The organism is Pseudoxanthomonas sp. F37 (genome assembly GCF_022965755.1).
Taxonomy (GTDB): domain Bacteria; phylum Pseudomonadota; class Gammaproteobacteria; order Xanthomonadales; family Xanthomonadaceae; genus Pseudoxanthomonas_A.
The window spans coordinates 762,686-774,287 of the sequence record NZ_CP095187.1; the positions used below are offsets into that span (position 1 = coordinate 762,686).

An 11,602-nucleotide genomic window follows, 5' to 3' on the forward strand; every position below is an offset into this window, starting at 1 on the left:
CGGGAGGACATTCCATGAAGATCCTGATGGTACTGACGTCGCACGACCGCCTGGGCGATACCGGGCACAAGACCGGCTTCTGGCTGGAGGAATTCGCCGCGCCGTACTACGTGTTCAAGGATGCGGGCGCGCAGCTGCTGCTGGCCTCGCCCAAGGGCGGGCAACCGCCGCTGGACCCCAAGAGCGATGCCCCGGACGCGCAGACCGCGGCCACCGTGCGCTTCAACGAGGACGCCGAGGCGCTGTCGGCGCTGGCCAATACGCGCCGGCTGAAGGACGTGCTGGACGAGACGTTCGACGCCGTGTTCTATCCCGGCGGCCATGGGCCGCTGTGGGACCTGGCCGAGGACGCCGATTCGATCCGGCTGATCGAACAGGCCTTCTCCGCCGGCAAGCCCGTGGCCGCGGTCTGCCACGGCCCGGCGGTGTTCCGGCATACCCGTGGCGCCCTGGGCGAGCCGCTGGTGAAGGACAAGCGGGTCACCGCGTTCTCCGACGAGGAGGAAGAGGCCGTGGGCCTGGCCGGGGTGGTGCCGTTCTCGCTGGAGGATGCGCTGAAGAAGAACGGTGCGCACTACGAGCGGGGCCCCGCGTGGCAGTCGTACGTGGTCACCGACGGAAAGCTGGTGACGGGGCAGAACCCGGCCTCGTCCGAGGCGGCGGCCGAAGACCTGCTACGCCTGCTGCGCTGAGGCTTCACGAGGGTTTACCGCCGCGCGCGTAGCGTGGCGGCCGCAAGGAGGTTGTCCATGAGCGCGGCACCCGAACATCTGTATACCCGGCAGGAGGACATCGCGCGGATGGAGGCGCTGGTGTCGCAGCTGCCCGACGAGGCGGTGGTGGAACTGCACCTGACCGATGGCGGTTCGATCACCGGCGTGGTCACCACGCGCCCCAGCGTGCAGGTGTTCCGCGATGGCGACGGCCACGAGGGCTTCAATGCGGTGGTGCGCATCGACGACCACCGGCGGCCGGACGTCACCCATTACCTGTGGCTGGACCGCATCGCATCGGTGACGCCGCTGGGGTCGGCCTGATGCCGCACCTGCCGACCGCCGACATCGCCTGCCCGTACTGCGGGGAAACCATCACCCTGGTGGTGGACGATTCGGCTGGCGACCAGCGCTACGTCGAGGACTGCCACGTCTGCTGTCGGCCGATCGAAGTGCGCGTGAGCGTGGACGACGAGGGCATGGTCTTGGTGGATGCGTGGGGACAGGATGACGCCTGACGGCGTTGCGGAACCGTAACGCGCGTATCGCCGCGGGCGGGCGTATGCTCGGCCCCGGTCCTGCAACCAACCCGGGGAGGGGAGATGAATACGACCACGCATGCTGCAAACAAGCCGTCGCTGGGCTTCTGGATCACCGGCCTGGCCGCGCTGGTATGGAACCTGATCGGCGCGGCCATGTGGTACCTGCAGGTCAACATGTCCGCCGGGCAGCTGGCGGCGATGACCGACGCACAACGCCAGGTCTACGAGGCCACGCCGGGCTGGCTCAACATCGCCTTTGCGGTGGCGGTGTTCGCCGGCGTGCTGGGTGCGCTGGGAATGCTGCTGAAGAAGAAATGGGCGGCGACGATGTTCCTGCTGTCGCTGACCGGCCTGCTGGTGCAGCTGATCGGCGCCTATGTGGTGACGCCGGCCTGGGCCGCCTACGGGATGGCCGGACTGGCGATGCCGGCGGTGCTGCTGGCGATCGCGCTGTTCCTGCTGTGGTACGCCAACAGGGCGCAGGCACGCGGCTGGCTGTCCTGAGCTTCGCTCGACAAAGAAAAGCCGCCGGGGAACCGGCGGCTTTTTTGTTCCCTTCTCCCCGCGCGGCGGGGAGAAGGGGGCCGGAGGCCGGATGCGGGGCGGGCGCGATGCTGGACTGAGCAAGCGCTGCGCTTTGGGACCGCGACGTCGGAGGTGGCGATGCCGCGTCGATGACACTGGCTTCCTCGCCCCTCACCCGCCCCCGTATCAGGTACGGGGCAGGCTTTCGGCCCCCTCTGCCCGTTTCACGGGGAGAGAGGGATGTGGTCGTCTCCCCGCTGCATTAGGTGAGGGACGGCGCATCACGCCTCGGCGTCCTCAAGGTCCACGCCGATGAAGCCGCCGGACTGGCGGCGCCACAACGCGGCGTACAGGCCATCCTGCTGCAGCAGTTCCTCGTGGCTGCCGCTCTCGATCACGCGGCCACCGTCCATCACCACCAGGCGGTCGAGCACGGCGATGGTGGACAGGCGGTGCGCGATGGCGATCACCGTCTTGCCCTCCATCAGCGCGTAGAGCTGCTCCTGGATGGCCGCCTCGACTTCCGAGTCCAGCGCCGAGGTCGCTTCGTCCAGCACCAGGATGGGCGCGTCCTTCAGCAGCACGCGCGCGATCGCCACGCGCTGGCGCTGGCCGCCGGAAAGCTTCACGCCGCGCTCGCCCACCTGGGTGTCGTAGCCGCTGCGGCCCTTGGCGTCGGACAGCCCGCGGATGAACTCGTCCGCATGCGCGCGGCGCGATGCCTCCAGCAGCTCCTCTTCGGTCGCATCGGGTCGGCCGTAGCGGATGTTGTCGCGGATCGAGCGGTGCAGCAGGGAGGTGTCCTGGGTGACCATGCCGATGTTCCGGCGCAGCGATTCCTGGGTGACGTGCGCCACGTCCTGGCCGTCGATCAGGATGCGCCCGCCTTCCACGTCGTAGAAGCGCAGCAGCAGGTTCACCAGGGTCGACTTGCCGGCGCCGGAACGGCCGACGATGCCGACCTTCTCGCCGGGCCGGATGACCAGCGACAGGTCGTCGATCACCTTGGCTTCGCGGCCGTAGTGGAACTTCACGTGGTCGAAGCGGATCTCGCCCCGCGCGACCACCAGGTCCTTCGCGCCCGGTGCATCGGCGATCGCCAGCGGCTGGGCCAGCGTGCCCATGCCGTCCTCGACGGTGCCGATGTTCTCGAACAGGCCGGCCACTTCCCACAGGATCCAGTCCGACATCGAGCGGATGCGCATCACCAGCGCAATGGCCACCGCGATGGCGCCCATCGAGATGGAGGCCTGCAGCCAGGCCCAGATCGCCACGCCGGCCACACTGGCCAGCAGGAACGCATTGAGCGTATGCAGGGCGACGGTCAGCTGGGTGACCAGCCGCATCTGCGCGTGCACGGTGACCATGAACTCGTCCATCGCCCCGCGCGCATAGTCCTGCTCGCGCATGGTGTGGGCGAACAGCTTGATGGTCTGGATGTTGGTGTAGCTGTCCACGATGCGGCCGGTCATCTGCGCGCGTGCGTCCGACTGCGCCATCGAGACCTTCTGCAGGCGCGGCACGAAGTGGAACACCAGCAACAGGTAGCTCGCCAGCCACACCACCAGCGGCAGCACCAGCCAGATGTCGGCCTGCGCCACCAGCACCACCGTGCCGACGAAGTAGACGACCACGTAGACGAACACGTCCATCAGCTTCATCACCGTCTCGCGGATCGACAGCGCGGTCTGCATGACCTTCTGCGAGATGCGGCCGGCGAACTCGTCCTGGAAGAAGCCCACGCTCTGCCGCAGCAGGTAACGGTGCGACAGCCAGCGGGCGATCATCGGGTAGTTGCCGAAGATGGTCTGGTGGATGATCAGCGACTGCACCAGCACCAGCAGCGGGTAGGCCACCACCACCAGCAGGCCCATCCACAGCAGCTTCTCGCCGTGCACCCGCAGGAAGCTGTCGCGGCCGGTGCCGCCCATCCAGTCGACCAGCTGCCCCATGTAGTCGAAGAAGGCGATCTCCAGTGCGGAGATCACCCCCGTAAGTACCGACATCGCCAGCAGCCACGGCAGCAGCGGACGCGAGTAGTGCAGCAGGAACGGCAGCAGCTTCCGCGGCGGCGTGGCGGGTTCGCCCTTGGGATAGGGATTGATGCGGGTTTCGAAGAATCGGAACATCGGGTCGGTCCATCGGGGGCGCACGTCGGGCGGCGCCGGGGAAAACGTACCGGCTCAGCCGGCGGGATAAGGCCAGGCCGCGCGCGCCTGGCGGAGCGCATGGCCGTACCAGGCCAGCTGGTCCAGCATGCGGCGCGCGGCGCGTGCGCTGGCATCGCCCTCGCGCGGCCTGCCCGTGGCGTCGAAGCGGTCCCATGCCTGCGGGAAGTACACGCCATCGCGGACCGGCACCGCATGCAGGCCGGAGAACACCTGCCGCAGCTGCTCGGCCGCGCGGACGCCGCCGCTGTGGCCCCCGTAGGCCACGAACGCGACCGGTTTGGCCTGCCAGTGGGCCTGGACCGAATCGATCACGAACTTCAACGCAGAGGGGTAGCCATGATTGTACTCCGGCACCACCACCACGAAGGCGTCCGCGCGCCAGATGCGTTGCTGCAGATTCACCAGGTCGGCGCTCGGTGCGCCGCCATGGCGGTGCGGCAGGTCCAGCAGGGCGGGGTCGATGGCGTCGACGGTGTAGTCGCGCCGCATTGCCAGCTGCGCACGCAGCCAGTCGGCGACGGTGTCGCAGAAGCGGCCCTCGCGCGTGCTGCCGTACAGCAGGGCCAGATGAAGCGGATCTTGCATGGGAACGGGTTGCCAGGAGAGGGGACGGCAGGGTAGAACCTCAAGCATTCTTGAGGTCAATGCGCCATGCCGGGAAAACAGCGTCCCCCCATCGAAACGGAGCTCACCGTCGGCCAGGTGGCGGCACGCGCGGGCGTCGCGGTCTCCACCCTGCACTTCTACGAGTCCAAGGGACTGATCCACAGCTGGCGCAACGCCGGCAACCAGCGCCGCTACCCGCGCGAAGTGCTGCGTCGCGTCGCCGTCATCAAGGTGGCCCAGCGCACCGGCATCCCGCTGGCGGAGATCCAGGCCGCGCTGTCGTCGTTGCCGGAGAACCGCACGCCCACCGCCGCCGACTGGAAGAGGCTCTCGGCACGCTGGCGGGATGCGCTGGACGCCCGCATCGGCAGCCTGACCCGCCTGCGCGACCAGCTCGACGGCTGCATCGGCTGCGGTTGCCTGTCGCTGAAGGCCTGCCCGCTGCGCAATCCCCGGGACGCGCTGGCCGAAGAGGGGCCGGGCGCACGCCTGCTGGAGGAAAACCCGTAGTCCGTATGCCGTATGCTGCCGCGGCGCCAAGGTCGGCGCGGCCGGGGATCGCATATGAAGAAGTGGATGTTGTGCCTGTTGTTCGCCGTGGCATCGCCCGCATTCGGCGCGCCTCCTGAGCCTGCCAGCGAGGCGTCGGTGCGCGAGTTGCTGGAGGCCACGAAGGCGCGCCAGCTGCTCGACCAGGTCTACGGCCAGGTGGATGCGATGTACACGGACGCGATGCGGCAGGCCTTCGGTGGCACGCTCACGGCCGAACAGCAGGCGCGGGTGGACCGGCTCAGCGTACGGACGATGGCGCTGATGAGGCAGGAGCTGTCCTGGGACGTGCTGGCGCCGATGTACATGGACATCTACCGCGCGTCGTTCAGCGAGGATGAGGTGCAGGGCATGCTCGTGTTCTACCGCACGCCGGCAGGCAGGGCCGTCGTCGACAAGATGCCGCTGGTCATGCAGCACTCGATGCGGGCCATGCAGGAGCGGATGGGCGCTCTGATGCCCGCGATGCAGCAGATCCTGGCGGAGGAACTGCGGGACGCAGAGGCGCCGGCCGGAACCGAGGCCCCTGCACCACATGGTGGCCACTGAGCCGTTGGCCGTGGGCGACCTGGCCCTGTTCGACTTCGATGGCACGCTGACCACGCGCGAGACGTTTCCGGAGTTCATGCGCTACGCGGTCGCACGGCCGCGGCTGCTGGTCGGCGGCGCGCTGCTGGCGCCGGTGGTGTTCGGCTACCGGCGCGGCTGGGTGGCGGGCAATCCCACCCGCGCCAGCATCGTGCAGGTGGGGCTGCGCGGCGTGCGTGCGGCGCGCCTGCGTGCGCAGGGCGAGGCGTTCGCGCGCGATGTGCTGCCGGGCCTGCTGCGGCCGCAGGCGATGGCGCGGCTGGCCTGGCATCGCGAACGCGGCGACCGCGTCGTGGTGGTGTCCGGAGGGCTGGATGTCTATCTGGCGCCGTGGTGCGCCGGCCAGGGCGTCGAACTGCTGTGCTCGGTGCTGGCCGAGCGCGGTGGACGCATCACCGGCTATGCGGGCCCGCAATGCGTCGGCCAGGAAAAGGTGCGCCGCGTGCGCGCGCTGTGCGATCCGCGGGCCTACGCCGCCATCCACGCCTATGGCGATACGCACGAAGACCAGGCCATGCTGGCGATGGCGCACTACCGGACGTATCGGGGGCAAGAGGTGGCCTGAGTGCCCTGCGGTCGTGGGGGCGACGTGAGTCGCGAAAGCCGGAAGCAGCAGAGGTTCGGTGCAAAGATGCTTGCCCGTCGCGACTTACGTCGCTCCCACGTCGAATCCCAGCTCGCGGCGCTCCTCACTGCTCCGCATCCCCAGTTCGATCAGCCGCATGACCTCCAGCGCCTGCTGCGGCGTCACCGGCGGTGGGGTGCCGTGCAGCACGGCATCGCGGAAGGCGGCGTAGTAGCGCCGATAGTCGCCGGCCTCTGCGTGCGCGATCTCCGCGACGAGACGTCCGTCGCGCTCGAACACGACTTCCCCGGCGCGCGTGTCCACGCCCCAGCCGGGGGCGCCCGGCACCATGCCCGCCCGCAGCTGGTCCTCCTGCACGTCCAGTCCGTGCTTGAGGTAGCTGCCGCGCGTGCCGTGCACGGCGAAGCGCAGGCCGCTGCCCGCCACCAGCGTGCCGGCATGCAGGTGCGCGCGATGGGTGGGATAGCGCAGCGTCGCATGGAAGTAGTCCGGTGCCCTGGCACCATCGCGCAGCCGCGCGATGTCGGCGCTGATCGCCTCGGGAAGGCCGAACAGCTGCAATGCCTGGTCGAGCAGGTGGGGCCCCAGGTCGTACCAGAGGCCGCCGCCGGGGGCGTCGTCCTCGCGCCAGCGGTCCTGCACGATGGGACGGAAGCGGTCGAAGTGCGAGTGGAATTCCGCCACGCGGCCGAGCAGCGCTTCGTCCAGCAGGCGCTGCACGGTGAGGAAATCCGCATCCCAGCGCCGGTTCTGGAACACGCTGACAACGCGGTCCGCCCGGCGCGCCGCCGCGGCCACGTCGCGCGCCTGCGCCAGCGTCACCGTGAATGGCTTGTCGACCACCACGTGCTTGCCATGGCCCAGCGCGGCGATCGCCAGCGGCGCGTGCGAGGCGTTCGGCGAGGCGATCACCACCGCGTCGATGGCGGAATCGGCGAAGGCGGCGTGCGCGTCCGCGACCACGTGCGCATCGGGCCAGTCCGCGTGCACCTTGCCGGCATCGCGCGAGACGACGGTGTGCAGGACCAGTCCGGGCGTGGCCTGGATCAGCGGCGCATGGAAGACCTTGCCGACGAAGCCGTAACCGACAAGGGCCAGGCGGAGGGGAACGTTCATGCGCGCATGCTTGCATGGGGGCGACGGGACCATCTTAGTGGATCGCATGCATTGACCGGGCCTGCACCTGGATGAATCCCCTGCAACCGTCGGCTGAACCCGGCCCCGCATTTCACGTGCACTGTACGAACGGATGGCGAGACTGGCGGCGCGACACCACAAGGAGGAATCTCCATGAAGCACGCACGCACCCGCTCGCTGCTGGCGGCCACGTTCGCCACCGCCCTGCTGTTCTCCGCCGGCCACGTGCTGGCAGACAACCCGCCGAACGAGCCCGAGGAGAACGCGCAGAACGACTCTTCGCAGCCCGTCACCGACACCTGGATCACCACCAAGGTCAAGGCCGACCTGCTGGCCACGGAGAACGTGTCCGGCCTGGACATCAAGGTCGAAACCGTCGATGGCGTGGTGACCCTCACGGGCGCGGTGGCCAGCCAGGCGCAGAAGGACAAGGCGGTCGCGGTCGCCCAGCAGATCAAGGGCGTCAAGCGCGTCGATGCCGGCGGGCTGACGCTGGCCTCGAAGTAACCGCCGCCCGGGTTGTGGCACGGAGCGGGCGCATCCCAGCGTAGGATGCGCCCGCTTCTCTGTCGGGGCACCGCCTCATCCTGTCCAGGAGTGAACGCCATGAGTCGCTGGGTGATGCGCGGTGCGATCGCCGCGTCGCTGGTCTGCTGTTCGGCGGCAGCCAGCGCCGCGCAGCCGGTCGCTTCGGTGCCCGAACTCGACCTGTCGCGTTATGCCGGACAATGGCATGAGATCGCGCACCTGCCGATGTTCTTCCAGCGCCAGTGCGTGGGCGACATCACCGCCCGCTACTCGCTGGACGGTCCCGGCAGGATCGGTGTGCTCAATGCATGCCGCACGAAGGATGGCAGCAGGGACCAGTCGCAGGGCACCGCCCGTCCGGTGGAAGGCCATCCGGGCCGACTGGAAGTGCGGTTCGCACCCGACTGGCTGGCGTGGCTGCCCGCGGTGTGGGCCGACTACTGGGTGATAGCGCTGGACCCGGACTACCAGTGGGCGATGGTGGGCGAGCCGGGGCGCGACTACCTGTGGATCCTCTCGCGCGAGCCGTCGATGGACCGCGCGCTGTTCGAGCAGCTGAAGGCGAAGGCGGAAGGGATGGGATACGACCTGGCGCCGCTGGTCATGGCGGCGCCGCTGCGGTAGGCGGGTGATGTCGGCTGATGTGCGAGCGAGGCACGTCGCGAACGGCGGAACCGCGTGTCATCGGGGGCTGGATCCAGACGGATGCATTCCGTATCCGCCATGCTCCCCTCGCGCGACCGCCGCGACGGGCGTCGCTCCCACGACAGGTCGCTCCCACGACAAGCGGAACTCAGGCCTCAGAACCGTTGCGTGTAGCGGAACTGGAGGAAATTCTCGCCCGGGTTCGGCTTCTTGATGCGGCCGTTGGAAAAGTGCTGGAAGCGCACCGACCACTCGTGCTGCTGATCGGCGCCGAAGCGCTTGCCGATGGCGATGTGGTCGCCGAAGTTGAAGGTGGTGCTGAATTCCTTCTTGCGCGTGTCGTACTTGGGGAAGATGACGTTCAGGCCGATGCCGCCTTCGACGAACCAGCCGTTGTCCCATCCGTTCGGGCGCCAGCGCACCGCCGGCGTCACGCCCACCTGCGTGCTGTTCTGGCTGTCGCTGTGCCAGCGCGCGACTTCGCCCTGCCACTGGCCGCTGATATGGCCGTAGCGGTACTGCTTCTGCCAGCGCCAGTCGCGGCTCATGCCGACGGTCAGCGACTGCGCGTCTTCGGCCACGCCGCCCTGGACGAACCAGGCACTGCGCGGCTCGGCGGCGAAGGCCTGCGTGGCGGCCGAGGCCAGCACAGCGCCCAACGCCAACCGGGGCAGCGCGCGGCGGAGGGAAGAGGAAAGGGAGGAGGTGAAGGAGGGGGTGTGGGGATGTGCAGCGAACACGGGTGACACTCGAAGGGTAAGAGGGACCGCGCCCGGGCAGGGCGCGGCATGCAATGCATTGTCGGAAGAGCCGCGTGGCGGAAAGACTCAGGGCTGCGCAGCCAGCGCAGGCGCGACATCCTGCTCGCCCCAGCCGCCCAGCGACTTGTAGATCGCGACCACGCCCACGTTCACGCCTGCCTCCGCCTGTGCCAGCGCATCGTCGGCGGCCAGTTGGGTACGCTGGGCGTCGAGCAGGGTGAGGAAGTCCGACGAGCCGGCACGATACCGGACTTCGGCCAGCTCCGCTGCACGGCGCGCGGCAACGGATTGTTCCAGCCGGAATTTCAGCTGGGCCTGCTGCTTGGCATAGGACAGCAATGCGTTTTCCGTATCTTCCAGCGCGCCCAGTACGGTTTTCTCGTACTGGGCGGCCACGCCGTCGGCCTGGGCTTCGCTCGCGCGCAGTCGCGCACGCACGCTGCCCATGTCGAACGCGGCCCAGCTGATCGAAGGCGTCACCTGCCAGGCGCGGTTGTCGCCGTTGAACAGGTTGCCCCAGCCGCCGGACAGGAAGCCGACGAAGCCGCGCAGGCTGACCCGCGGGAACAGGTCGGCGGTGGCGACGCCCACGCGTGCGGTGGCCGCCGCCAGGCGACGCTCCGCCGCGCGCACGTCGGGCCGCTGGCGCAGCAGCTCGGTGGTGTCGCCGATCGGCAGGGCCTTGGCGAACGCCGGCGCCTCGCGCGGGGCGAGCAGCGCATCCAGTTCGCCGGGACGCTTGCCGACCAGCACGGCGAGGCGATGGCGCGCCTGGCCTTCGGCGGTTTCCAGCAACGGCACCTCGGCCTCCACCGCCTTCACCCGGGCGAGGCTGCTCTGCACCTCCAGCTGGCTGCCGGCGCCGAGGTCGAAGCGCGACTCGGTCAGGCGCTGGGTTTCGCCCAGGCTGACCAGGATCCGCCGCGCCACGTCCAGCCGCTTCTGCGTGCCGCGCAACTCGAAATAGTTGCGCGCCACCTCCGCGGCCACGGTCACCTGCGCCGCCTGCAGGTCGTTGCGCTGCGCCTGCAGGTCCGCGTGCGCGGCCTCGGCACTGCGGCGCACGCGCCCGAACAGGTCCAGTTCCCAGGCCGCATCGAAGCCGGCCGAGTAGCTGTCGGTCTGCACGCGGCCCTGGCCCTCGACGGGCTGCTTGGTGCGCGTGCCTTCCACGCCGGCGGTCACATGCGGCGCCAGGTCCCAGCGCCGTTCGGAGAACACCGCGCGCGCTTCATCCACGCGCGACACGGCGATGCGCACATCGGGGTTGGCCAGCAGCGATTCGCGCACCAGCTGGTCGAGCACCGGGTCGTCGAACTGGCTCCACCACGCGGCGACCGGATGGTCGGCCACGTATTCGGCGGAAGCCGCGTGCTGCAAGGCGGCCGGCGCGGTCTGCGGCGCCGCGTAGTCCGGCCCCACGGTGACGCAACCGGCCAACACCACCGACGCGATGCCGATGACGAGGGGACGGATCACCATGGCAGCACCTGGTCGAAGTAGTAATAGCCGCCGGTCGGGCCGTCGTTGCCGATCAGGGCCAGCCGCACGCTGGTGCGCGCGCCTTCCGGCACGGACAGTTCGCCGTTCTGCTGGTCGCCGGACTTGTTCATGTCGGTCTGCACGTAGCCCGGATGGATCGTGTTGACCTTGATGCCGGTGTCCTTCAATTCGTGGGCCAGGTGTACGGTCCACGCGTTCACCGCGCTCTTGGACACGTTGTAGGCCGGCACGCCCTTGAACTCGTAGATGAAGGAGGCCGGGTTCTGGTGCTCGGATATCGAACCCAGCAGGCTGGACACGTTGACGATGCGGCCGGCATCGGACTTGCGCAGCAGCGGCAGGAACGCCTGCGTGGTCTCGATCAGGCCGAACACGTTGGTATCGAAGGTGGTGCGCCAGGTCTGCAGCGACTGGCCCGACACGCCCTTGCTGGCGTCGTCGACGAGGATGCCGGCGTTGTTCACCAGGATGTCGAGCCTGCCGTGGCGCTGCTCGACCTCCTTCACGGCGGCGGCGATGCTGGCGCTGTCGGTGACGTCCAGCGCGATGGCTTCCACCGGCAGGCCCTGCGCCTGCAGCTCCAGCGCGGCTTCCACGGCCTTGTCGCGGTGGCGGCCGGCCAGCAGGGTATGCACGCCGGCTTCGGCCAGCTGGCGGACGGTTTCGCGGCCGATGCCGCGGGTGGCGCCGGTGACCAGCGCGATCTTCGATGCGGTATTCATCTCGTTTTCCTTTGTCGGGAGGGAGG

15 protein-coding genes are annotated in these 11,602 nt (G+C 69.1%); 9 read left to right on the forward strand and 6 right to left on the reverse strand.

Annotated elements, in window-relative coordinates:
* Positions 1 to 14: 14 nt before the first annotated feature.
* The 4 genes from MUU77_RS03430 to MUU77_RS03445 all read left to right on the forward strand — a co-directional run bounded on the left by MUU77_RS03430 (position 15) and on the right by MUU77_RS03445 (position 1,759).
* The gene (locus MUU77_RS03430) at positions 15 to 692 is read left to right on the forward strand and encodes a type 1 glutamine amidotransferase domain-containing protein (protein ID WP_245091600.1); all 678 of its coding nucleotides are present in this window, start codon (positions 15 to 17) and stop codon (positions 690 to 692) included.
* Positions 693 to 749: 57 nt separating this feature from the next.
* Positions 750 to 1,037, forward strand: a complete 288-nt coding sequence (locus MUU77_RS03435) for a DUF3247 family protein (protein WP_245091602.1) — start codon at positions 750 to 752, stop codon at positions 1,035 to 1,037.
* On the forward strand, positions 1,037 to 1,231 hold the full coding sequence (locus MUU77_RS03440) for a CPXCG motif-containing cysteine-rich protein (RefSeq protein WP_245091604.1): 195 nt from the start codon (positions 1,037 to 1,039) through the stop codon (positions 1,229 to 1,231). The genes MUU77_RS03435 and MUU77_RS03440 overlap by 1 nt, the downstream gene beginning before the upstream one ends.
* Before the next feature lie 84 nt (positions 1,232 to 1,315).
* Complete coding sequence (locus tag MUU77_RS03445) at positions 1,316 to 1,759, forward strand: hypothetical protein (RefSeq protein ID WP_245091606.1); 444 nt, start codon at positions 1,316 to 1,318, stop codon at positions 1,757 to 1,759.
* A gap of 302 nt (positions 1,760 to 2,061) precedes the next feature.
* On the opposite strand, the gene MUU77_RS03450 is transcribed toward MUU77_RS03445, so the two are convergent.
* Both MUU77_RS03450 and MUU77_RS03455 read right to left on the reverse strand, forming a co-directional pair.
* Positions 2,062 to 3,909, reverse strand: coding sequence for an ABC transporter ATP-binding protein (locus MUU77_RS03450; protein WP_245091608.1), 1,848 nt, complete (start codon positions 3,907 to 3,909; stop codon positions 2,062 to 2,064).
* 54 nt (positions 3,910 to 3,963) lie between these two features.
* On the reverse strand, positions 3,964 to 4,536 hold the full coding sequence (locus MUU77_RS03455; RefSeq protein ID WP_245091610.1) for an NAD(P)H-dependent oxidoreductase: 573 nt from the start codon (positions 4,534 to 4,536) through the stop codon (positions 3,964 to 3,966).
* Between the two features lie 66 nt (positions 4,537 to 4,602).
* Here MUU77_RS03455 and soxR point away from each other — a divergent pair, with 66 nt between their 5' ends.
* Genes soxR through MUU77_RS03470 form a run of 3 tightly spaced genes read left to right on the forward strand, consistent with a single transcriptional unit; the run spans position 4,603 to position 6,259 of the window.
* On the forward strand, positions 4,603 to 5,067 hold the full coding sequence (gene soxR / locus MUU77_RS03460; RefSeq protein ID WP_245091612.1) for a redox-sensitive transcriptional activator SoxR: 465 nt from the start codon (positions 4,603 to 4,605) through the stop codon (positions 5,065 to 5,067).
* A gap of 54 nt (positions 5,068 to 5,121) precedes the next feature.
* Entirely contained in the window at positions 5,122 to 5,655 is a 534-nt protein-coding gene (locus MUU77_RS03465; RefSeq protein ID WP_245091614.1) for a DUF2059 domain-containing protein, read from the forward strand.
* Positions 5,642 to 6,259: an HAD family hydrolase gene (locus MUU77_RS03470; protein ID WP_245091616.1), complete on the forward strand. Its 618-nt coding sequence runs from the start codon at positions 5,642 to 5,644 to the stop codon at positions 6,257 to 6,259. The genes MUU77_RS03465 and MUU77_RS03470 overlap by 14 nt, the downstream gene beginning before the upstream one ends.
* Before the next feature lie 84 nt (positions 6,260 to 6,343).
* On the opposite strand, the gene MUU77_RS03475 is transcribed toward MUU77_RS03470, so the two are convergent.
* A complete protein-coding gene (locus tag MUU77_RS03475) occupies positions 6,344 to 7,396 on the reverse strand; it encodes an oxidoreductase (protein WP_245091618.1) in 1,053 nt (350 codons plus the stop codon).
* Between the two features lie 174 nt (positions 7,397 to 7,570).
* On the opposite strand from MUU77_RS03475, the gene MUU77_RS03480 reads away from it, so the two are divergent.
* Together MUU77_RS03480 and MUU77_RS03485 are read left to right on the forward strand one after the other, a co-directional pair.
* The gene (locus MUU77_RS03480; RefSeq protein WP_245091620.1) at positions 7,571 to 7,924 is read left to right on the forward strand and encodes a BON domain-containing protein; all 354 of its coding nucleotides are present in this window, start codon (positions 7,571 to 7,573) and stop codon (positions 7,922 to 7,924) included.
* A gap of 114 nt (positions 7,925 to 8,038) precedes the next feature.
* Positions 8,039 to 8,569 (forward strand): lipocalin family protein, encoded by a 531-nt coding sequence (locus MUU77_RS03485; protein WP_245094195.1) that lies wholly within the window; start codon positions 8,039 to 8,041, stop codon positions 8,567 to 8,569.
* 176 nt (positions 8,570 to 8,745) lie between these two features.
* Here the strand turns inward: MUU77_RS03485 and MUU77_RS03490 are convergent, their stop codons facing one another.
* The 3 genes from MUU77_RS03490 to MUU77_RS03500 all read right to left on the reverse strand — a co-directional run bounded on the left by MUU77_RS03490 (position 8,746) and on the right by MUU77_RS03500 (position 11,576).
* The gene (locus tag MUU77_RS03490; RefSeq protein WP_245091622.1) at positions 8,746 to 9,255 is read right to left on the reverse strand and encodes an acyloxyacyl hydrolase; all 510 of its coding nucleotides are present in this window, start codon (positions 9,253 to 9,255) and stop codon (positions 8,746 to 8,748) included.
* Positions 9,256 to 9,417: 162 nt separating this feature from the next.
* On the reverse strand, positions 9,418 to 10,833 hold the full coding sequence (locus tag MUU77_RS03495) for an efflux transporter outer membrane subunit (RefSeq protein WP_245091624.1): 1,416 nt from the start codon (positions 10,831 to 10,833) through the stop codon (positions 9,418 to 9,420).
* Positions 10,827 to 11,576 (reverse strand): SDR family oxidoreductase, encoded by a 750-nt coding sequence (locus tag MUU77_RS03500; protein WP_245091626.1) that lies wholly within the window; start codon positions 11,574 to 11,576, stop codon positions 10,827 to 10,829. Before MUU77_RS03500 ends, MUU77_RS03495 begins: the two co-directional genes overlap by 7 nt.
* Positions 11,577 to 11,602 lie beyond the last annotated feature (26 nt).